This window comes from Vibrio mediterranei, from assembly GCF_900088415.1.
Taxonomy (GTDB): Bacteria; Pseudomonadota; Gammaproteobacteria; order Enterobacterales; family Vibrionaceae; genus Vibrio; species Vibrio mediterranei.
Genome location: NZ_FLLQ01000008.1, coordinates 151,022 through 171,566 on the forward strand (window position 1 = coordinate 151,022; position 20,545 = coordinate 171,566).

Annotated in this window: 22 protein-coding genes; 7 read left to right on the top strand and 15 right to left on the bottom strand. The window is 37.2% G+C overall.

The window, feature by feature from the left end; all coding sequences use genetic code 11:
* Nucleotides 1-22: 22 nt before the first annotated feature.
* Nucleotides 23-1,459, bottom strand: a complete 1,437-nt coding sequence (locus VME0621_RS20515; protein WP_231892981.1) for a sucrose-specific PTS transporter subunit IIBC — start codon at nt 1,457-1,459, stop codon at nt 23-25.
* A gap of 215 nt (nt 1,460-1,674) precedes the next feature.
* On the opposite strand from VME0621_RS20515, the gene rpiB reads away from it, so the two are divergent.
* The 3 genes from rpiB to VME0621_RS20530 all read left to right on the top strand — a co-directional run bounded on the left by rpiB (nt 1,675) and on the right by VME0621_RS20530 (nt 3,692).
* Nucleotides 1,675-2,127 (top strand): ribose 5-phosphate isomerase B, encoded by a 453-nt coding sequence (gene rpiB, locus VME0621_RS20520; RefSeq protein WP_038225066.1) that lies wholly within the window; start codon nt 1,675-1,677, stop codon nt 2,125-2,127.
* On the top strand, nt 2,120-2,797 hold the full coding sequence (gene rpe / locus VME0621_RS20525; protein ID WP_006075705.1) for a ribulose-phosphate 3-epimerase: 678 nt from the start codon (nt 2,120-2,122) through the stop codon (nt 2,795-2,797). Before rpiB ends, rpe begins: the two co-directional genes overlap by 8 nt.
* A 145-nt stretch (nt 2,798-2,942) precedes the next feature.
* A complete protein-coding gene (locus VME0621_RS20530) occupies nt 2,943-3,692 on the top strand; it encodes a metalloregulator ArsR/SmtB family transcription factor (protein WP_062459926.1) in 750 nt (249 codons plus the stop codon).
* A gap of 15 nt (nt 3,693-3,707) precedes the next feature.
* Here VME0621_RS20530 and VME0621_RS20535 read toward each other — a convergent pair whose 3' ends face one another.
* Nucleotides 3,708-4,376, bottom strand: coding sequence for an HAD-IA family hydrolase (locus VME0621_RS20535; protein WP_065311732.1), 669 nt, complete (start codon nt 4,374-4,376; stop codon nt 3,708-3,710).
* 534 nt (nt 4,377-4,910) lie between these two features.
* On the opposite strand from VME0621_RS20535, the gene pykF reads away from it, so the two are divergent.
* Nucleotides 4,911-6,323 carry a pyruvate kinase PykF gene (gene pykF / locus VME0621_RS20540; protein ID WP_006075666.1) on the top strand — a complete coding sequence of 471 codons (1,413 nt, stop codon included), beginning with the start codon at nt 4,911-4,913 and terminating at the stop codon, nt 6,321-6,323.
* A 154-nt stretch (nt 6,324-6,477) separates the two neighbouring features.
* Nucleotides 6,478-7,161, top strand: coding sequence for a GntR family transcriptional regulator (locus tag VME0621_RS20545; protein ID WP_038223427.1), 684 nt, complete (start codon nt 6,478-6,480; stop codon nt 7,159-7,161).
* Nucleotides 7,162-7,574: 413 nt separating this feature from the next.
* Here the strand turns inward: VME0621_RS20545 and VME0621_RS20550 are convergent, their stop codons facing one another.
* From VME0621_RS20550 to VME0621_RS20600, 11 genes are read right to left on the bottom strand one after another with little or no spacing between them, the layout of a single operon-like run.
* Nucleotides 7,575-8,210 carry a hypothetical protein gene (locus tag VME0621_RS20550; protein WP_062459929.1) on the bottom strand — a complete coding sequence of 212 codons (636 nt, stop codon included), beginning with the start codon at nt 8,208-8,210 and terminating at the stop codon, nt 7,575-7,577.
* Nucleotides 8,170-8,958 (bottom strand): EAL domain-containing protein, encoded by a 789-nt coding sequence (locus tag VME0621_RS20555; protein ID WP_062459931.1) that lies wholly within the window; start codon nt 8,956-8,958, stop codon nt 8,170-8,172. Before VME0621_RS20555 ends, VME0621_RS20550 begins: the two co-directional genes overlap by 41 nt.
* A gap of 16 nt (nt 8,959-8,974) precedes the next feature.
* Nucleotides 8,975-9,985 carry a type II secretion system F family protein gene (locus VME0621_RS20560; protein ID WP_062459934.1) on the bottom strand — a complete coding sequence of 337 codons (1,011 nt, stop codon included), beginning with the start codon at nt 9,983-9,985 and terminating at the stop codon, nt 8,975-8,977.
* Between the two features lies 1 nt (nt 9,986).
* Nucleotides 9,987-11,519: a GspE/PulE family protein gene (locus tag VME0621_RS20565; RefSeq protein WP_062459936.1), complete on the bottom strand. Its 1,533-nt coding sequence runs from the start codon at nt 11,517-11,519 to the stop codon at nt 9,987-9,989.
* Nucleotides 11,516-12,067 carry a hypothetical protein gene (locus VME0621_RS20570; protein WP_062459938.1) on the bottom strand — a complete coding sequence of 184 codons (552 nt, stop codon included), beginning with the start codon at nt 12,065-12,067 and terminating at the stop codon, nt 11,516-11,518. The genes VME0621_RS20565 and VME0621_RS20570 overlap by 4 nt, the downstream gene beginning before the upstream one ends.
* Complete coding sequence (locus tag VME0621_RS20575; RefSeq protein WP_062459940.1) at nt 12,060-12,860, bottom strand: hypothetical protein; 801 nt, start codon at nt 12,858-12,860, stop codon at nt 12,060-12,062. Before VME0621_RS20575 ends, VME0621_RS20570 begins: the two co-directional genes overlap by 8 nt.
* Nucleotides 12,857-13,369, bottom strand: a complete 513-nt coding sequence (locus VME0621_RS20580; protein WP_157769577.1) for a hypothetical protein — start codon at nt 13,367-13,369, stop codon at nt 12,857-12,859. The genes VME0621_RS20575 and VME0621_RS20580 overlap by 4 nt, the downstream gene beginning before the upstream one ends.
* Nucleotides 13,366-14,796 (bottom strand): type II secretion system protein GspD, encoded by a 1,431-nt coding sequence (locus tag VME0621_RS20585; protein ID WP_157769578.1) that lies wholly within the window; start codon nt 14,794-14,796, stop codon nt 13,366-13,368. Before VME0621_RS20585 ends, VME0621_RS20580 begins: the two co-directional genes overlap by 4 nt.
* Nucleotides 14,759-15,502, bottom strand: coding sequence for a TcpQ domain-containing protein (locus tag VME0621_RS20590; RefSeq protein WP_062459945.1), 744 nt, complete (start codon nt 15,500-15,502; stop codon nt 14,759-14,761). Before VME0621_RS20590 ends, VME0621_RS20585 begins: the two co-directional genes overlap by 38 nt.
* Nucleotides 15,503-15,513: 11 nt before the next feature.
* Entirely contained in the window at nt 15,514-16,560 is a 1,047-nt protein-coding gene (locus tag VME0621_RS20595; protein ID WP_062459947.1) for a hypothetical protein, read from the bottom strand.
* 55 nt (nt 16,561-16,615) lie between these two features.
* Nucleotides 16,616-17,146, bottom strand: a complete 531-nt coding sequence (locus VME0621_RS20600; RefSeq protein ID WP_051867776.1) for a prepilin-type N-terminal cleavage/methylation domain-containing protein — start codon at nt 17,144-17,146, stop codon at nt 16,616-16,618.
* Nucleotides 17,147-17,477: 331 nt separating this feature from the next.
* On the opposite strand from VME0621_RS20600, the gene VME0621_RS20605 reads away from it, so the two are divergent.
* The gene (locus VME0621_RS20605; RefSeq protein ID WP_062459948.1) at nt 17,478-17,975 is read left to right on the top strand and encodes a winged helix-turn-helix domain-containing protein; all 498 of its coding nucleotides are present in this window, start codon (nt 17,478-17,480) and stop codon (nt 17,973-17,975) included.
* Between the two features lie 140 nt (nt 17,976-18,115).
* Nucleotides 18,116-19,669, top strand: coding sequence for a winged helix-turn-helix domain-containing protein (locus VME0621_RS20610; protein WP_197498264.1), 1,554 nt, complete (start codon nt 18,116-18,118; stop codon nt 19,667-19,669).
* Here VME0621_RS20610 and VME0621_RS20615 read toward each other — a convergent pair.
* Together VME0621_RS20615 and sspB are read right to left on the bottom strand one after the other, a co-directional pair.
* Nucleotides 19,666-19,917 carry a hypothetical protein gene (locus VME0621_RS20615; RefSeq protein WP_143696325.1) on the bottom strand — a complete coding sequence of 84 codons (252 nt, stop codon included), beginning with the start codon at nt 19,915-19,917 and terminating at the stop codon, nt 19,666-19,668. The genes VME0621_RS20610 and VME0621_RS20615 overlap by 4 nt on opposite strands.
* A 142-nt stretch (nt 19,918-20,059) precedes the next feature.
* A complete protein-coding gene (sspB, locus tag VME0621_RS20620; RefSeq protein WP_038224381.1) occupies nt 20,060-20,545 on the bottom strand; it encodes a ClpXP protease specificity-enhancing factor in 486 nt (161 codons plus the stop codon).

Sequence of the window (20,545 nt, forward strand, 5' to 3'; positions counted from 1 at the left end):
GGGAGGCTTATCATTAAATCGCTTATTTCTTTTCAAGCATCTTGTCAGAGAAGCCCATGGTGTAAGTCAACGAGAACGCCACACCACAACTTACCGCGTGAACGAGTAAGTAAGAGAGAATCTGACCATCTAAATAAAGTAGCGTGCCTGGGATAACGGTTACTGCCATACCGCTCGCTGCTAGACCAAGAATTTGCGCCACAAAACCACCAGCAGCACCACCAACTAGGGCGAATACGAATGGACGATAGTAACGAAGGTTCACACCAAAGATTGCTGGTTCAATAATGCCTAGGAAAGCAGATACCGTTGATGGGAAACACAGCGCTTTAAGCTTCTTACTCTGCGTCTTCATACCAACTGCTAGACACGCTGCACCCTGAGCTGAGATAGCACCAGTGATAAGTGCGTTGAAAACGTTGCTACCTTCGTTCGCTAGTAGCTGGATTTCTAGCAGGTTAAACACGTGGTGAACACCAGTGATAACAATCAAATCCCACACGAAACCGATAATCAGACCACTCAAGCCAAATGGTAGGTCAAGCAAGTACTTAGTTGCCTCTACCATAGTCACTTCAACGATGTGGAACAATGGACCTACAGCAAGAAGTGCAACAGCACTCATAATAAGCAGCGTTAGGAACGGAGTCATCACCAAATCAAACGCTTCTGGCATGATTGAGCGAATGCGGCGTTCCAACTTCGCGGTTAGGAAACCTGCAATAAATGCTGGAATAACAGAACCTTGGTAACCAACGACTGGAATAAAGCCAAAGAACATCAATGGATTTGCTTCACCGAAACCAACCGCCCATGCATTAGGTAATGCAGGAGAAACCAGCATTAGACCAAGCACCAAACCTATCAATGGAGTCCCTCCGAATACGCGGCTTGCCGACCAAGCCACCATCGCAGGTAAGAAAATAAACGCCGTATCCGTGAGAATTTGGGTATAAAGGATAAAGTTTGCAGGGATAGAATCAGGCGTTAGGCCAAATATAGCCAACACTTCAGGTCGCGTCACAAGTCCACGAAGCCCCATAAACAATCCTGTTGCTACCAAGGCAGGTATCAGTGGGACGAATACATCACTGAATGTGCGAATCGCTCGTTGTAGCGCCGTACCTTGTTGGTTTGCTGCTTGTTTAATTTCTGACTTTGAAGACGTCGATAAATCGAGATTCTGAACCGCTTCAAACACACGGTTAACCGTCCCAGTTCCGAAGATAATTTGGTACTGACCACTGTTAAAGAACGCGCCCTTTACCTTGTCTGTATCTTCAATCCTCTCTTTATCGATTTTGGCTTCATCCGCCACCATTACACGTAAGCGTGTTGCACAGTGCGCAACCGATACTATGTTTTGTTCACCGCCTAACGAGTTAACCAACTCTTCTGCAATCAACGAATAAGACATCATTTCATCCTGCGATTTGTTTATTGAGTAATTGCTTTTCAATCTATCACCCCTTTACGTGCTAGACGACGATCCTTATCACAAAATAAATTATTTTATGAAATTTACACTATTGTGAATTTTATTGTGAATTTTTAATCCGCTATTTTTCAATTACTTATATAATCATTGGCAATTTCAATGAAATTTAAATATTTACAGGCGTGAATTTTATCGTAAAATTAAAGCCATATTCATCGGTTAAGGTACAGACAAACATGATCATTTCTATTGGTTGTGACCACGTAGGTTTCGAACACAAAGCTCTCGTTATTAGTCACTTAGAACAAAAAGGTCATCAAGTGATCGACTTAGGTGCTCAATCTGCCGAGCGAACAGACTACCCTCAATACGGCAAAGCGGTTGCAAACTCAGTAATTTCAGGTCAAGCCGAGCGCGGTATTTTGATTTGCGGTACAGGTGTTGGCATTTCGCTAGCAGCTAACAAAGTTCCAGGAATTCGCGCAGTGGTTTGCAGCGACCCATACACCGCCCAGCTTTCTCGCGAGCACAACGACACCAACATTCTTTCGTTTGGCTCTCGCGTCGTAGGAATTGAGCTCGCTAAAATGATTGTAGACCGTTGGCTAGAAGGTGAGTTTGAAGGTGGCCGTCACCAGAATCGTATTAACCAAATTGCTGACATCGAAAAGGAGCTCACTCATGGCTAAGTTTTGTCCTTCAATGATGTGTGTGGATTTCTCTAAATTACCTCAAGAGTTGGCTGAGCTAGAGAAAGCCAAAGTAGATATGCTTCATATTGATGTAATGGATGGACACTTTGTTCCTAACTTCGCCCTAGGCCCGGAAGATATTAAGGCTATCCGCAATACAACCGATATTGAATACGATGTGCACCTAATGTTGTCCAATCCAGATCAGTACATTGATATGTTTGCTGATCTCGGTGCAAGCCTAATGTATGTTCATGCGGAGGCACCACCGCACCTACATCGTACGCTTGGTAATATTCAAGCTAAAGGTATTAAATCAGGTCTGGCTATCAATCCAGGCACACCACTGAGTGTGATTGAAGATGTACTTGATGTCACAGACGTAATTTTGGTGATGTCAGTTAACCCAGGATTTGCGGGGCAGAAGTTCATTGCCAATGCTTTCAATCGAATTGATCGCATTATTGACATGATCAACAAACAAGGTACCGATACTAAGCTGGCTATTGATGGTGCGATCAGCCCTGAAGTCATCGATTTGCTTAAGGATAAAATCGAATACTTTATCCTTGGTACTGCTGGCTTATTTGGTAAACCAACTAGTTATGCGGAAACCATGGATAACTTGAGAGCAATTGCAGATGGCAAGCTAGCCACCGCAGCTTAACCCCTACTTTAAAACCGCTCCTGCTATAAAACTCGCGTATAGCTTGATAAGACCTTTCAATGATGAAAGGTCTTTCTTTAGCTGCAAATAACTCTCATAATATTGCCTGTAACCACACCGTGATGCTCAATCTCTTGAGGAAACCATGACTAAAAAGATTCTCTTTGTCTGCCGAGGCAATTCAGCACGTTCGCAACTAGCGGAAGCGATTATAAATCGCGATTATGCTGAGTTTTATCAAGCCTTTAGTGCAGGGAGCAGTCCAAGTCAGGTTGACGCAAGAACAATATCGACATTAAACGATGCAGATTTTCCTACCGATGAACTGTATTCAAAGTCCATCGACGAGTTTAAAGACACGCATTTTGACTATGTAATTACGCTCTGCTCTTCAGCGCAGCGTGAATGTGGTGTATTCGAGAACACTGAAGAAAGTATTTATTGGGATCTTCCTGCGCCAACGTCACTCTCTGATATCTCCTTCGAAGCGTCTTTATATGATCTGCAAAAGCGCATCGACTTGTTTGTTACCGTTCATCAACCGACTAACGATTTAGATTTTGATCCTTTAGTACTACATAAGTGCTTAGGCGATCAGACTCGCCTCATGATCACTTTATTGATCTTTACAGAGGTTGAATTGAGTGTTGGGGAGCTGTGTGAAGCATTACAAGAATCACAGCCTAAGATTTCCCGAGCGCTCGCAGTACTCAGAAATTGCGGGATCGTTTCAGATAGAAGAAAAGGTCAATGGGCGTTTTACTCCATTTCAGGCAAACTACCACTATGGGCAATCGACATTCTAGACGCATCTGTGGTCAGTATGAGAGGAGCATTAGTGGCGGCTAATCAGCTACTCAACCAATCGACCACCCGCCCAGAAAAACATAATTAGCCACTCATTTTCGTATCATCGAATAAAGGTCAGCAGTTGGTGCATTTCAGTAATGCTATGTAAATATGAGCTATTGATTGTGGTCTCTTTATGCGGTTCCGCATGGGAAAAGTACAACGTGGTTACATTGGCTTCAACGCCAGCTTGAATGCCAACCAGAGAATCATCTATGAATAAACACTCTTCTGAGCTCACTTGCATTTTGTCCATCACGTAGTGCAACAGTTTGGGATCGGGCTTCCATGCATTGGCATCCAAAGCACTGAAGACAGTGCCTTCAAAGTACTGGTCTAGTTTAGCCAGCGGCAACGTAAACGCCATCTTTTCATGGGGAGCATTTGATGCGATACATACCGCAATATTATTCGCCTTCAGCTCATCCAATACTTCATAGACACCATCGATAACCGTTAATTGTTCAGCAAACAGCTCCTTACAACGCAATCGATAGTGGCTAATAAGCTTAGCTAAACCATCATTAGCAAGCTTGGAGTTGTTGTCGACCAGTGCCCCGAAGATCTTTTCCAGTTTCACGCCTTGAAACTGATCTTTGACATCATCATAGTTTACCTCGACGCCAATACTGCTTAGCACCTCTACAATAGCTTGCAAACACAAACGTTCACTATCGATCAGTGTTCCATCACAATCAAAAATCACGCATTTGATTCTCTTTGATGCCATATTTTATTTCACCACCTGATTTCAGTCTGTTGTCTTCGAACAACAAATCGCCATAAAAAGCACACAATATCATCAGGGTTTATTGGCTTCAATGAAGGAAGAGCTTGTACCGTATGGACTACTATTTTGAAAAAAAGTTACCAAATGGTGCCCATTCATCCGGATTATTTATTTTGATCCAAAAATTAAATACTAAGCGCCGAAACCTTGCTCTAAAACAAGTTATGCACAGTGAAATCTGATCAATTCGGTGGTAGAATTCGTGCCCGAAAAGAAAAAAAATTACAGAATTAGCGGTTATTTTTTTGCAATCTTACTGAAATATAGTGGATTAGCTCAAAAAAAGTGGCCTAGAAAGCGCCTCAGTTGGTCATAAAATGACTAAACTTGTTGAAAGACTTTCATTTCTAGAAGAAGCAAAATAGGCAAGACATTTGATAGCTCATGTGAATTATTTATGGGCATCCCTAGCCTTCTAGAGAGACTAATACTAACTTTCAAATTGTAATAATATTTACCCGGAGAGTATCTTCCATGAAAAAGACCAAAATCGTATGTACGATTGGCCCTAAAACTGAATCAGTAGAGAAGCTAACTGAACTAGTAAACGCAGGCATGAACGTTATGCGTCTTAACTTCTCTCACGGTGACTACGAAGAGCACGGCACTCGTATTGCTAACTTCCGTGAAGTTATGGCAAACGTTGGTAAGCAACTTGCAATTCTTCTAGACACTAAAGGTCCAGAAATTCGTACTATCAAACTAGAAGGCGGCAATGACGTTGATCTAGTAGCTGGTCAAGAATTCACTTTCACAACAGATATCTCTGTTGTTGGTAACAAAGACACTGTTGCTGTTACTTACGCTGGTTTTGCACAAGACCTTTCTGCTGGTAACACTATCCTAGTAGACGACGGTCTAATCGAGATGGAAGTTATCTCTACTACTGAAACTGAAGTTAAGTGTAAAGTTCTTAACAACGGTGCTCTAGGCGAAAACAAAGGTGTTAACCTACCAGGCGTTTCTGTTCAGCTTCCAGCTCTATCTGAAAAAGATAAGAACGACCTAAAATTTGGTTGTGAGCAAGGCGTTGACTTTGTTGCAGCTTCTTTCATTCGTAAAGCTTCTGACGTTAAAGAAATCCGTGACGTTCTAAACGCAAACGGTGGCGAGAACATCCACATCATTTCTAAGATCGAAAACCAAGAAGGTGTAGATAACTTCGACGAGATCCTAGAGCTTTCTGACGGTATCATGGTTGCTCGTGGTGACCTTGGTGTTGAAATCCCAGCTGAAGAAGTAATCTTCGCTCAGAAAATGATGATTGAGAAGTGTAACCGTGCTCGTAAGACAGTTATCACTGCAACTCAAATGCTTGACTCTATGATCAACAACCCACGTCCAACTCGTGCTGAAGCGGGTGACGTTGCGAACGCAATCATGGACGGTACTGATGCAGTAATGCTTTCAGGTGAGACAGCTAAAGGTAAATACCCTGTTGAAGCGGTAACTATCATGGCTCAAATCGCTAACCGTACTGACGGCGCACTAAAAGCTGAGCTAGGTTCTCGTCTAGACAGCCCACGCCTGCGCATCACAGAAGCAGTATGTAAAGGTGCAGTAGACACAGCTGAGAAGCTAGCTGCTCCACTAATCATCGTTGCTACTGAAGGTGGTAAGTCTGCACGTTCTGTACGTAAATACTTCCCAACAGCAAGCATCGTTGCGCTAACAACTAACCCTAAGACTGCTGCACAGCTAGTTCTTACTAAGGGTGTTCGCCCAGTTCTTGTTGATTCAATCGACAGCACTGATGAGTTCTACAAAAACGGTAAAGAGTACGCTCTAGAGTCTGGTTTTGGTAAGAAAGGCGACATCGTAGTAATGGTTTCTGGTGCTCTAGTAGCTTCAGGCACAACTAACACAGCTTCTGTTCACGTACTATAATTCTTACAGTACATTCAGAACATCTATAAAAAGAGGGCATACGCCCTCTTTTTTTTATAATTATCTTGCCCAATTTTTCAACACGCTGTACTATCCTTACGTTTTTACAACACAGCATACTGCTGAGTTGCTTTTAGGTAATTCTATTAAGTTAATGAGGTGCATTGTGTCTAGCCCAACTTTGACAGACAAAGTAGCGAAGCTAATCTGTCAGGATATTCTTTCCGGAGAGCTTAAACCAAACCAAAAGCTGGTTGTTGCGGAGCTTAAAGAAAAATATAACGTAGGAGCATCCCCTATCCGAGAGGCACTAATTCAGCTTTCGTGGATTAAGTACGTAAAGCTTGAACCGCAAAAAGGATGCTGGGTTGCACCTGTTTCTAAGGTCGAACTCTACGACCTATATGAAAGCCTCAAGGTTGTGTCCTCTGTGTTACTAGAAAAATCAATCAAAGAAGGTAGTGAAAGCTGGGAGCTGGAAATACTGACTGAGTTCCATAAGCTATCGCGCTTTAAGTTCCAAGCAGAAAACTTCAATTGGCAAGAGTGGGAAGAGCGTCAAGAAGCCTTCTACAGTTCTCTATTGAGTGGTTGCTTCTCTAAGAACATGCTTGAGTTTTTTAGCGATATTATCAGGCAGGTTAAACGTTATCGACGTATCTCGTTAACCCATTCACCAAAAAACTTCTCACAGCTATTCAACCTCGATGAACATGAGAAGATCATGAAGCTAACGCTAGACAAAGATCTTGATGGTGCGAAACAGCAACTTGCTGAACAGCTAAATCGAATGATGAAAGAGATTGAGTCAACGGTTGATGAGATAGAAATGGCATAAAAAAATCGGGGCTAGCCCCGATTTTTACCATCCAAAAAACTCTTTGTGGTGCGTATTCAATAGTAGCACCATAGGCAAAAAGTATAATGCACTCAGCTTAATACCTAAAACAACGAGAGTCCCAATGGTAAGTCTTACCAAAAAGTGATTGTACATAACGAACCTCTACCACCCAACTATTTGACATCCTTAATATATTTTGTCAAAAACTTGAAGAATTCCGTTCTTGAAATCAGGAAAAGTGTTTGTAAAAAAATGTGACCTATATTCAAGAACTGGTAGTTTACTGATTATTCCTTTTAGGTCAAGTTTTAACCAGCACTAGACTTTAGTCTAATGTTGAGGCACGACTTTTTCCACTCGATCCGAGACTAATCTCAATTTTGAATCACTCTTACACATGCATATTCGCTCTAAAAGAAATAGACCGATTCTGTGCGCCAAAGTGCTGTTGGTTGTTGCCTTAAGCGGAACCCATAAAAGTTAGGATCCAAAGACAAGTCCTTATAGTACTGACGATACAAATGTTCGCATTTCATCATCGAAATCTCGTTATCTTGTAAAGGTTTTCCACTGAAAAATCCAATGCGGGAACCTGTTTCGAGCCGAGATGTATTGCCTGCGAGAAAAATGTCCATACCATCAGAAACAGCCACACCACCTTCCACAACGACTATCTCCAACTTGTGTCTATAAATATTGTTAAAAAGCTGGAACTTACTTTCGTTACACTGCTTACCGTCAACTTCATATATTTCTAGTCTTTTTAGTTCAGGATACTCTTTCAGTAAGGATAGGAATGCGCCTAGAGTACCACTGCAAACCGTGCCATCTAGTGTGGCAACATTGGGATTCATTACATAAAATGTTGCCGGCTTTTTACTTTGATCAAAATAGTTATTATCACATTCAGAAATAAAGCTATTTTTTTGCCCTGTGGATGAAGCAACCACTAAAGAAGATGAGCACATAAATATAAGCCCTAAAATACGAGCTAATAGTTTATCGCTAGAACCTATTGTTGAAGTAAAAGCCTTGAAAGTAAACATTGTCCATTTCCTCATATTTCTCAAGTTGTTCCAGAGACTCAATACCTTCAATAACTAAAGTACAACCAAAAAAAGAACATAGGTGACCTATTGTAAAAGTTATATTGCTACTTTCATTGTCTTTGTCCAACTTTTGAGATATTTTTTTGTCTACCTTTATTATCTGTGGAAGTATCTTATCTACCAGAAAAATATTATTATTACCTATACCAAAGTCGTCAACAACAATCACCTTTCCTTTATTTTTTAAAAAAAGGATATTATCTATCACCTGGGAGTTGTAATCGACACTTGAATCTTCAGTAATTTCTATATATTTTATATTCTCTGCATTTGATAATGTTTTTAGTAGGAACTGACAATACCAACTTCTTAATAGAGATGGACAGATATTTATACCTACATCTAAGCTTGTATTCATTCTTTGCAAACGTCTAATCTGAAGAAAAGTATGGAAGTATAAAAAACCATTGCGACGAAATAACTCAATCACTTGTATTGGTGTTTTACTAGAACAAAATCTAGAGAGTATTTCAAAATAGACCACTTTGTTTTCTTGGTAGTCTACTACAGGCTGAAGATGATACTTACAAGTAACCACCAAATAGAATAAATAACTGTAAAAAACTAACACTATCGAAGAAAAAAATATCGAAGATAGCAATATAGCATATTGATATTCGTCTAAAGAAGTATAGAAAGTTAACAATAACAACATTAGTAGAAAATAGTTTTTTATTATATTCACTATATTTTCCTTTCATCTAGGGGGCTAGGTTATTACTTAGCATCATAATTGATAAGTAAATCCAAACTGCAAAAAGAGAAATTATAATAGTCGCTATAGTTTTCAGCTTCGCAGACAAATTATCTAAGTCTTTACTTAAATGAGTTTGTGAGTTAATGAATATTTTATCTGCTGCCAATGACAGGTCGGCAGACTCCGCATATAACGCTAATTTAGAAACTAATTGTATGGGTAAGAAACCCGTATTCAAAACATCACCCAATGGAAGACCTTCGGCTTGCCTATCCTGCATACTAGCCATATGTTTTTGAATCCACCTGGAATTTGTCGTACTTTTAAAATTCATAAAAGTATGTCCAACTGGGACATTTAATCTTATCATCAAAGATAATACCCCTAAAAATACAGATGCATAGTTTAGAGTAAGGATAGAAACAATAGGCAAATTACTTAACTTTTCTCTAAAGTTGCCAATTCCATTTTTCAAGTATCTATTAAATGTAAACAATGATATTACAACTGCGAAAATCAAAACCGGAAACCCGAAGCTAAATATAAAACCACCTAAAGCATATAGCGTCGATGAGACTTTTGGCCATTGTTCAACGGGAAGAACTGCTTCAAACTCTGGAAAAACTTTTATTGAATATCCGCCAATCATCAATAGTACCAAACCGACCATTACAATCGGGCCTATCAAAGCAGAGAACATTTTATCAACTGATTTTTTCTTCAGTACGCATATATCATAAGCTCGCTGAATACCTATCACCATATCGCCAGCTTCTGAAGAAAGCTTAAGAATTAGCATTTCATCATCTGGAATCTTGCCCTCTAATAGTAAAACCAAATCGCCCTTAATATTATACACCTCAAGTAAATCTGTGTATAACTTCACCATCTCTTTGTTCTTTATGCTTTTGTTGATGGTAATATTACTTTCCAAAAAGCTAACTACCGATACATTATTTTTCAAACAATCAATAAATGCTTCATATATCTCTACTCGTATTTTTGAATTATACATGTCAATTTACCCCGTAGATTCGCTCATACTCTTGCGGACAAAGTGTGCCTGCAACAATCTTTGAAAATGCATTTTCAGACATAGTGTAACCACTTACTCCATCTTCATATCTCTTCCAAGTAGCGAACAGCTCTTGCGTACCAACTGAATCGATTACCTCGTTATAAGGGAATAAGAACTCAACACAAATTTGGCGACCTTTGTAGCCAGAGTAACTACATTTTTCACAACCAGACTCACTCGATATATGAATATCAGCATTCTTATCAATAAGTCGTGTATATAAACCATGTGATATGCGTGATTTAAGAGTTTCGTCATCAAAGTTGAACGGTAGGGAGCAGTGAGTACAAGTCCTCCTTAGAAGTTTTTGAACAATAATTCCGGCCCAGAAGTCATATGACCGAAGCTTATCCATTTCTATCCCTAGTGAATTTAGGCGAGATATAACACCTGTGACGCTACTAGCATGTAATGTAGTTACCGCTAAGTGCCCACTTTCAACAACGTCAGTTAATGCTTTAGCGGTAGCGGGATCACGAGTCTCTCCAATTAACAACACGTCAGGGTCTCGCCTCATTGCCGAATAGATATAACGCATAAATGGGTTCGTATCGTCCCCTTTTAGTTCATTCCTCTTTACGTTTGTCTGAACAGCCCCTCTTATTGAGTACTCTACAGGATCTTCCACAGTTAGGACTGAGATAGACTTATTATGAAAACTCAGATATAGCCATTCCAAAAAACCTTTAATAGTTGTGGACTTTCCGGAGCCGGTTGTTCCAGCAACAACTACTAACCCGAATGGTCTACTTACCATTTTTTTTATAAGATCAGATTCTTCGGGAGAAAAGCCTAAATCTGTTAAGTCAGAAATTTCTCCAACGCCTCCGTCTTGAAGTACTCGAAAGACGGCATGATAACCTTGCTCGGTGCGCGTTTTAAGCGGTGAGTGCGCATAACGTAGATTTAGTATCTTCCCTTTAAGACTAGGAATCGGCCCCATAGCATCCTGAGGAACCTTTCTATTCCATGCACTACCTTTGCTAATTGCTTCTACATTGTAAAAAGTTGATATAGCAGCATCCGCACTATCTGTATCCAATGTCTTGTAAAAGCTCTTATTTCCATCTACTCGGAAATAGATGTCACACTGTTGGTCATTTCTAACAAAGTGAATGTCGCTAGAACCGTACTCATCAGCGTCACTGAAAACAGAGACTAAAGTTTGTTTAGCCTCGGTAGAGTCTACATGAAGTAAATCTTTAGTAGCCAAACGATCTATTTCAGAAACAACTTTTAAAGGAACAAAATAAGAAAAATTAAAACTGTTTTTAAGAATCAATTTATTTAAACTATCAATAGCTAATCCCATTCTTCCACTATCTTCAGGCAGGAACAGATATTTTTCGTTTGATTTAGTTAACTTGCATATGTAGATATTATAGCTATCTAGATCCGTAGAATACTTCGTAACAGACAAATCTTCTCTCTCTAATATATCTTGATAGTCAATGATTACATTGGTAGTCACTTTCTGTACCTCAGTTCTACTGTGCCATTTGATGAAACTACATAACTATACCCACCACCGAAGATCCTATTTGGTTTAATTCCACTAAATCTAGCCCCGTTACTTCTGTTAAGAAAATCAGCGTATGTAGTACCATCTATTACATATATAGTAGAAAGGGTTATTTCATAGTTTGATGTTTTTGGAGACTCTGTAGTCTTAATAGAATTGTTGTTTTTAACCCTAACGCTTCCTTTAATAGATGCTTGCTTAGATGTTTTTTTCAACTGTTCTAGTATTTTCTTTTGTTCGAGTTGAAGCCTTTTAATCTCAATATTCTGCTCTATTCCCTTAATTAAAATTTGGTTTTCAATGCTTCTTTTTTGGAATTTTTTAAGTCGCTGTTCAATCTCACTGACAGGGGCAACCTCTTCTTGTGAGGTAATATTTTTTGATTTTGACTCATCATTAATATTGCCGGCGTAGGATAGAGAAGAAAATAGAAAGCATACTATTATAATTGAAATTTCCGTAACCGTGTGCCTACTGTTTATAATAAAATCACCCATTATATATCACTCCTATATCTGCAACATATTTAGAATCTTTAAAAGATAGCTTCTCAAAGAAGACATTAGATGACTCAGGGAATATATCAATCAAGGAGTAGAGTGAGTATATATCTCCTTCATAAGATAGATTAATTTTATATATATTCATATCTTCAGAGACATAAATCTCATTCTGAGTAGTCGCTAAAGTGACCTTAATATTGTTATCCATATTTCTATAAAGCTCAGTATAATTATTAATAAGATTTGCCATGTCTGATATTGAGTGAGTATCTTTGACTTCGACGTGTTCAAAATCTATGATCGGTATTGGTTCTGAGGGTATTGGTTCCAACATTAAAGTAGCGATCTTATTTGAGTCACTAAAATTAACCGTGTCTTCCTTTTTCATTAACCCTAACTCTACAATTTGATTGACAATATGTTCTATGAAGAATACCTGAGAGCCGTTAATATTCTGATAAATAACTGATATTTTAGGTGGAGAACCACTATCAATACCATAGTCGACACTTTTAATTTTCCAATCAGATATCTCGTTAAGAATTCCGATATTGACGATTGTATGAAAATATAGTAATGCATCCTTAGCATTAAGTAAGTTTAAGTAGGTCAGAACTTGACGCTTTTTGGAGCTTTGACTAGCTATAGCTTCTATACGTTGATTTTCGAGTAATTGTAGATCTTGCTTTTCTTTGTAATCAAAAAAGGTACTTACCGATACATATACGGTACTTAGTAACCCGATAACTATGAACACCATTAAGAAAGTATTAATTGATAGCTTCATAAGTATATAGACCTAAATATTAAAGATGCTATAAAGGACAAAGAGATTATCAAACATAAAACTACCAATTTATAATCTAGTAGAGTTACCTTTTTTAACCTAACTGAACCTTCAACTTTACTACTAACATCGCTAATCTCATGAAGTTGCCCACCTAATTTTTCGCACATCCTGACAATCTTATTTATATTTTCAATCGTCATTTTTACTGGCTGCGGAAACATGCTCGCTGTATTTAGGAATCTTCCACTTATGTAGATTGCTATATATCCTTCGTCTGTTTCCTTGTTATGATAAACCGCAAAATGAGGCTTAGCACTATCGAAATCTTGATTGCTTTCTAACAATCTAATTAACTCTGTCTCCAAATTATAGTCGGAGTTTTTCCTTACTATATATCTATTTTTTTTATCAATTAGAGAAGAACCTATCATTCGATAGAAGTGACTAAAATTCTTCTTTTCTGATTTTCCTATACCATTATTAGTCCAATATCCAATGTCCATCATATTACCTTCGGTGATATTAAAATGGCAATTTTCCTATTAGCCTTATTCTTATCAATACTTCCCCCTAGCGCGAGAATACCGGGAATAGTACTACCTCTATTATCATTCAAACGATTCTCATCAAATCCTGTTAATACTAAAGTATCACCAGACTGAAGGCGCATTCTTTGAAAAGAGGAGTTCTCCGTTGTTTCCGGCAACTGGATATTTTCATACTTGGTAATTTTCAACAGCTCCTTCTGTTTAATCATTATGGTCATTTCAATATTGTTAAGTTCATCAATTGTTGGAAGCATTAATAATTCAAGTCCCGACTCAACACTATCTATTTCATAACTCTTCGTTTCTGTGTTTTTGTCTTTATCATACTCTGACTCAATCGAGCGTACATAATTTCTTTTTGTTGACACATTAAATGGTAAAGGTGAACCATTAATACCGACAAGATTTATTGAACTAGTAATTGACACGTTTTTATTTCCGTATAGGCTTGACAGCAATATATCTGTTCCATTGAATTTTCCTGACACAATAGTTCCCTTTATTTCACCTACGGGAGAGTCAGTATTAGTATTTGGTGAAGTTATTGAGTTTGAAAAGTTATTATCTTTATATGCTAACTTTCCGGATAATCCAAAAACTGAACTTTCATCTCCGGAGTATTGCACAATCTTAACGTCAATAGAGGTTTGCTTTTCTTGATTCTTTAGTAATCTATCTATAAACCCTCTAACTGAATCTATTTTGTCTGGTCTCGATGTAACTCGTATGTGTCCAGTACGTTTTGATAGTATGATGTCACCTTCCCCTTTTAATATAGATTCTATTGTAGATACAATAGAGTCCATATCATCCTGATTATGTACCCCAGAAATGGGACTACTAGAAACTACATTTACGGACATATTCATATTTGACGTAAATGTGTTCCCCGGTAACTGAGCGTTATAAACAGAACACTTGTTAAGTCGAAGGTTTTTCCCATCAAAAAGCGCATCATAGTTATAGATTTCTTTAAGATAGTTTAAATACCCAACAATATTGCCTTTATAGTTAATCGTTGACTTATGTTCTTCCGAAGGAAAATTGCAATTATCCATAACCTCTACTCTTATCCCTTTTGATTTAATAGGGTTTGTTGCCTCTATTAGCGAGATGTCATACATAGAAAACATGGCCACATTAATGCTTTGGTACTTTACTTCGCGATCTAATGCTATCTGCTCACCTCTAAATAGGAAGTCATTAACAAATGAAACGTTGTTTTTCTTCCTAGTATTAGTGTTTGATGAGAGCTGTTCCAATTGCTTTTTTACATTATTTATATCTGCTTTCGTTTCAACATTGCTTGTATTTGAGCATCCAGAAACAATAAACAAAAATAGAATATTAATTATTAGTAACCTCAAGCACATTATTCTTCTCATAATATGTAAACCTATATTCTCCGTAGTAGGAAGACAGCTTCTTAAGCGCCACTCTAAAGTCATTACCAAAGCTTATATCACTGATAATTCGACTATCCATCTCTGAATTCCACCGTAATGTACCGTTTATACTATTCATCCATTCTGTAATGTTGTAATACAAGGTCTTATCCTCGTATATGTTAAAACTATTTGCATCCATACTATTTTTATTCGATGTATTTTGGCTATAGCTTTCACTTTTATGCTTCTGATTTTTCCCAGCGAAACCACAGTTAAACCCTTCTATGTTTGCATAATTATCTGCATTCTTAGGCAATGTGTAGCTACATGTAATTTTGACTTCATCGTGATTCCTATAATTATTTTCTTCATTAGATTCAATCAATTTAGAATCGTTATTTTTTTCCATATAAGGGAAATCAAAAGTCCCTATAACATCAGGAGTAATGCTCGCCATTGATTTACATGTGCTAATACTCGGTAAGGATAACCTAGTGCCAACCTTAATGTCTCTAACGTTAGGTATTTTATTAATAGCTACCATACAAGAAACATTATTAGCATTACTTCTTATTCCGTTATCCCTAAGTATGCTGTAAAGAGTATCTCCATTGCTAACAATTACCTCCTTAGAGAGAGCTTTCAACGGTAATATTATAACGGTCAAGGAAATCATCGATATTTTTATTACTTTTTTACGCATTAAATATAGCCTTATGCATCACACCATATTAACGCCATTGCCAATATCTTAGATTTATCTACGTCTGGGTTATTTGATGCAATATTAATATTCCACTCACTGCCACTAGTTGTCCAACCTAGAGAAAATGCTCCTGGTACCGTGACATTACTGATTATTGGCGAATATCGATCACGACTAGGTAGGCTGCCACTAATACCATATGAGGCTAATGAAAGTGATATGTTCGGCCTTAGTCCTGTTGGACAGGTTGGCTTTAATAGTTTATCACCGTCTTGTACAATCCTACTCTCGATAGTTGAACGTTTATTGCCACTTGTATCTTTAGTTATAACAGTGCCTACACTGATGTTTCTTGGATTATTACTTCCATCTAATATTGATATTCCTTCGTCATCACCTTTTAGGCAAACATTTAAACCCGAGCTATTCTTCCAACAAATAGTGCTACCAGATTGCATTTTAGTACTGCCGTCTGACGCTAGATACTGTCTTGCTATGGTTGAAGCGGTTAATATTGTTTTGCTACCGTTTTTTACAAAATTGATTGATAAATCATTTGTGTCAAAACCATGTACTCTTATCGTATTTCTAATCGCTCCTTCTATTAATGATTCAGTAACTTTATTTGATATTAATTTTGAATTAATAGGCTGATATTCAAGCTGATACTCAAATTCACTTGAAGTTTTTCTGTTTATTTTCCATGAAAAAAACTCTACTAAACGACTTGAGTTAAATGACAGAGCACAACTGAGTCCTTTTCTCCACGATGCTTCATTTCTCTCTCCTGATGGACAATCTGTGGATTTAAGCTGCTTAAACGATACATCAGTAAACGTTTGACTATCAGATATATTAAGATCATTTCCTTTTAGGTCTACGTAGTCCAGAATATAACTACTAACCAAACCTATCGTTTGTCCAGCCGATTTTAGTTTTTTTTCCTCAGATTTTCGCATTGCATAATAGGAACTTCCGATCATTAAAATGCTAGCAATCATTATTGCTATCATTGTGTCAAGTAAAGCGAACCCCTGATTTAGTTTTCTGCTCATATCTCTTACCAACTATTGCCTCTAGTAACAAGTACTAGAGGCAATAACCATAAAACTAGCGATCGCCTAACCACAGAGGGTTTACGGCAGCATCTTTACATTCAACTGTTTTAAGGTTGCTCGGAGAAAAATCAGAGATACCTCCTGTTCCGATGTCTGAAGGAGCTGCAGCAGCTACCTTAGCAAAGTAATAGTTTTTTCCGATCGATTGAAGTAGATCTACGCATGTATCTACATCCAATCCACCAATGCCTATAGTAAAACCAGCATCAGCATTCGAACCTATCGCAGATTTACTGATATTGAAGGAGCCGCCATATGGGTTTTTCTTTAGATCATCAGAAAAATCTGATGCAGCTAATCCGTTGTATGAGTTTGCATTACTATAAGCTCTTTGAATAGTTGTAGTTAGCTGAGATATATTCGAAATCGTATCCTTCATTTTCTGTTCAGCAAACGCAGATGACGATAAAGCTACAACTGCAGCTGTAATGATTCCTATAATACCGATTGCAATTATCATCTCTAATAATGCAATCCCTTTCTGTTTATTTTTGTGTTGCTTACCTTTGTGAGTAAGTTTCATCGCTGCTCCTAATATATTAGATTTTACTTATCATTGGCTAAAGAGTTGGCCACCGAATTTTTCTATCGCAATTGAATAACTCTACTAAACTAGACTATCGACTGAATAGAAGTTAACTCTTCTTCCGGACACTGCTTTAGTCGGTAGGACATTACACCAACCTACGCAGTTACACCTAAAAACAATACTTAATAAAAGCTAACAGAAAAATCACACGACATAACAAATCTACACATTAGTTAATCAACTTATAATTTAAGACTGACACCAGTATTATTTTCGTAGTTATCTGATAACAATAGAGTTTCTTTTTAAGTTATAAGGATAAGTAATGAAAAATGTATTGGATCAAGCATTGCAGTTAGAATGTGATATAACAATGGGGGAACTAGTCTATAATCCATCAACAAGGGTACTTAAAAATTCTACAGACAAAGTTATCGCTATCGATCAACGTTCATTAGAGGTATTAGAGATTCTATTATCTAATGTCGGTACTCCAGTAGATTCCGAAACAATGTTGTGTCGCGTCTGGAAAAATAAGTTTATATCGAAAAATGTTGTTACAAACCGTGTTTGTTTTCTTAGAGGTATTGTTAGAGAGAATGTTGCGAGCATAGAACCACGAGAATTACTCAAAACATATCCTAAAAAAGGTTACTATTTGTCACCTAACTACGTGGAACTTAGAGTCGAGGATAATGTTGACGGCGTACCTTTAGGCTGCACTAATACTAAAAAACTTTGGATATCCAATATAAGGCATATTTATTATCTCGCCTTGTTTCTTTTTATGCTATGTTCTTACTTAGTATATAGGAACATATAACCTATAAGTCAGTTGGCTAATCACATATGAAACAAATTTAATAACTAAAGTTTCATAAATCACTATTACATAAATACAGCTGAAATGTATAAAATCTAATGTTAACATTGGGTTATTATCTTGCTCATCTCCTTTGTCATATGACCGATTTACTTCATAAAGCGAAAGCCGAAGACTCCTCTATTAGAATTGGAGAGTTAAACTATAATCCTAATTCTAGAGAACTTTCATTCTCAGGAAACGTGGTAAATTTAGAACAACGCACCTTAGATATTTTGGAATTGCTTCTTCAAAATGTAGGTAAACCAACATCAGCTGAAGAAATAATCGATGTAGTTTGGGGTAATAAATATATATCTAAGAATGTGATTTCCAATCGAATTAGTACACTGCGCTCTATTTTCAAAAGCTTGGATACTGTCAACGAAGCACATAAATTGTTAGTTACTTATCCTAAAAAAGGTTATTTTTTAAACAGAGAGTTTGTCTCATTAGTTCCAAATAGAACTGATTTAAATATCGACCCAACTAAGCCTGAAGCATCTCACTTCAAACTTAGAGATTTAGCAAAATTTAACAAGAATGCCATACTCGTTACACTAATTATTGCCGCATTATTTACTTATTATTTTCTTCATATGACCATTAATCAGACTGGATTTTCAAACAACAATCATGCAAACAGCGAGTATATAAGTACTGCGGACATAGATTTATTGCTTTATAGCATATTGGCAAGTGATGATTATTCAAAACGTTATTTGAAAAATTTGAAATTCCTAATGATGCAATCACAACTATATAACTCTCAGATAAATGTAGTGAATAAAGAATCTCCCTCTTTCTATCTTTCAGCATTTCAAGAAGACCGATATTGGCCAGGAGCAAAAGATATTAAACATTCAGAATATACTCTTAATGTCAACATTAATCGTTATAAAAGAACAAACGAACTAGTAATAGTAATTAATATAGTAGACAATATGAGTAAAAAATTATCATATCGTTATAAATCAATCATTGATCCTAGAGATATAAAGGAATCCGTTAAGAAAATAAACGCTCATATTGTAAATTTTTTTAGTATAAAGAATGGTAGCTGTTATACTCCTCAGTCAAACCTTTATGAACTCACAAATAACCCTCATCGATATTCTATCGATAAGATTCTACAAAGAGGATATGCTGACATCGACGAGATAAATTATCTCACTCCTTATGTGCTTTCTAATACAACTATTTCAAATGAAATTGTTCGAAAATGGGCATATCTACTCGAAGCTAGCAATACCGAGTTCCAAAGGGATGTCGATATTTGGCTATCTTTGTTATTTTATCGAGTTAATGACTTCTATAATTCTGAACGTTATTTTATCAAATCTGAATCGATAAAAATGATCGATAATTCATTTTTATATTTAGTCCGATCGGATATATCAATCCGCTTATCTGATGAAAACAAGTTCCTAGAGTATTATATGAAATCTCTAATGTCGCTTATCAATATTGTTTCCGCCAAATATGTTTATCATAGAATCGCTAACTTGAATAATAGCGCTGAATGTCTTTCTCCTTGGAAGGAATTAGATTCAGTATTAGCACTTAATCAAGTGAACCCTTTTTGGATAAATTCTTTCACTAGTTACTGCAAGCGCGCTTCACCTTATTTAAACTATTACTCCAAGCCTACTTAACGATATGACAAAGCAATAAGCTTTAGCTCTTTTTCTGAAAACGCCACACAATATGATTGTTCATACTCCTTTTTGTCCAGAAAATTTACTTCAATCCAAATCAACTTTTCTTGGATAGCAATAACTTTAGTGAGAAGTTTCCCTCTGATAAGATATTTAATCGCTTTTGCGAGTTCAAAAAACTCAGAAGAATGATCGAATAGGTCTCTCTGGAGATCTCTTGGCATTTTAATTACTTGAGCATACATGACCACACCTAGTACAATAATTAGCTGGTATAAATTTAATCTATCAGCTTTTATTCCAACTAGCGAATACATCAGAGCCAGTATTTTCTTTTATTATTTTTCGTTTAAGTATTAAAAAAAAAGCTGCCAAAGGCAGCTTTTTTTATTTGATAACACGTAGGCTTGGTCTGCCTTTAGGTTTTGGAGGCTGACTATCATCACCCTCTGATTCATTTGCGTCCTCTTCTACTGAAGCATCTGAAGCAACTGTCAAACCAACCGATGATGCTGTATCAATATCTTCTTCCTCAATTGAAAGATAAGCATCTTCTGGCTCGAACATTGTTCCTGCACCATTTTCACGAGCATAAATAGCTTGTACAGAATAGAGAGGCACGATGACCGAGTGTGGTCGGCCACCAAATCGAGCATGGAAGGTTATCGCTTCATTGCCCAATTCGAGTTGACCTACTGCTCTAGGAGCAATATTCAGGATGATTTGACCATCTTGAATAAACTCTTGAGGAACGCGAACGCCAGGTAACATTGCATCGACAACAATGTGTGGCGTTAGATCATTTTCCACCAGCCAATCATAGAATGCACGCAGCATGTATGGTCGGCGAGGTGTCATTTTTTCAATATCCAT

What these genes read in the sequence shown, in the direction of transcription:
- rpiB (WP_038225066.1), top strand. Translation starts at nt 1,675, where the DNA reads ATGATCATTTCTATTGGTTGTGACCACGTAGGTTTCGAACACAAAGCT.
- rpe (WP_006075705.1), top strand. Translation starts at nt 2,120, where the DNA reads ATGGCTAAGTTTTGTCCTTCAATGATGTGTGTGGATTTCTCTAAATTA.
- VME0621_RS20530 (WP_062459926.1), top strand. Translation starts at nt 2,943, where the DNA reads ATGACTAAAAAGATTCTCTTTGTCTGCCGAGGCAATTCAGCACGTTCG.
- VME0621_RS20535 (WP_065311732.1), bottom strand. Translation starts at nt 4,376, where the DNA reads ATGGCATCAAAGAGAATCAAATGCGTGATTTTTGATTGTGATGGAACA.
- pykF (WP_006075666.1), top strand. Translation starts at nt 4,911, where the DNA reads ATGAAAAAGACCAAAATCGTATGTACGATTGGCCCTAAAACTGAATCA.
- VME0621_RS20545 (WP_038223427.1), top strand. Translation starts at nt 6,478, where the DNA reads ATGAGGTGCATTGTGTCTAGCCCAACTTTGACAGACAAAGTAGCGAAG.
- VME0621_RS20550 (WP_062459929.1), bottom strand. Translation starts at nt 8,210, where the DNA reads ATGTTTACTTTCAAGGCTTTTACTTCAACAATAGGTTCTAGCGATAAA.
- VME0621_RS20560 (WP_062459934.1), bottom strand. Translation starts at nt 9,985, where the DNA reads ATGTATAATTCAAAAATACGAGTAGAGATATATGAAGCATTTATTGAT.
- VME0621_RS20570 (WP_062459938.1), bottom strand. Translation starts at nt 12,067, where the DNA reads ATGGGTGATTTTATTATAAACAGTAGGCACACGGTTACGGAAATTTCA.
- VME0621_RS20575 (WP_062459940.1), bottom strand. Translation starts at nt 12,860, where the DNA reads ATGAAGCTATCAATTAATACTTTCTTAATGGTGTTCATAGTTATCGGG.
- VME0621_RS20580 (WP_157769577.1), bottom strand. Translation starts at nt 13,369, where the DNA reads ATGATGGACATTGGATATTGGACTAATAATGGTATAGGAAAATCAGAA.
- VME0621_RS20585 (WP_157769578.1), bottom strand. Translation starts at nt 14,796, where the DNA reads ATGAGAAGAATAATGTGCTTGAGGTTACTAATAATTAATATTCTATTT.
- VME0621_RS20590 (WP_062459945.1), bottom strand. Translation starts at nt 15,502, where the DNA reads ATGCGTAAAAAAGTAATAAAAATATCGATGATTTCCTTGACCGTTATA.
- VME0621_RS20595 (WP_062459947.1), bottom strand. Translation starts at nt 16,560, where the DNA reads ATGAGCAGAAAACTAAATCAGGGGTTCGCTTTACTTGACACAATGATA.
- VME0621_RS20600 (WP_051867776.1), bottom strand. Translation starts at nt 17,146, where the DNA reads ATGAAACTTACTCACAAAGGTAAGCAACACAAAAATAAACAGAAAGGG.
- VME0621_RS20605 (WP_062459948.1), top strand. Translation starts at nt 17,478, where the DNA reads ATGAAAAATGTATTGGATCAAGCATTGCAGTTAGAATGTGATATAACA.
- VME0621_RS20610 (WP_197498264.1), top strand. Translation starts at nt 18,116, where the DNA reads ATGACCGATTTACTTCATAAAGCGAAAGCCGAAGACTCCTCTATTAGA.
- VME0621_RS20615 (WP_143696325.1), bottom strand. Translation starts at nt 19,917, where the DNA reads ATGTATGCTCAAGTAATTAAAATGCCAAGAGATCTCCAGAGAGACCTA.
- sspB (WP_038224381.1), bottom strand. Translation starts at nt 20,545, where the DNA reads ATGGATATTGAAAAAATGACACCTCGCCGACCATACATGCTGCGTGCA.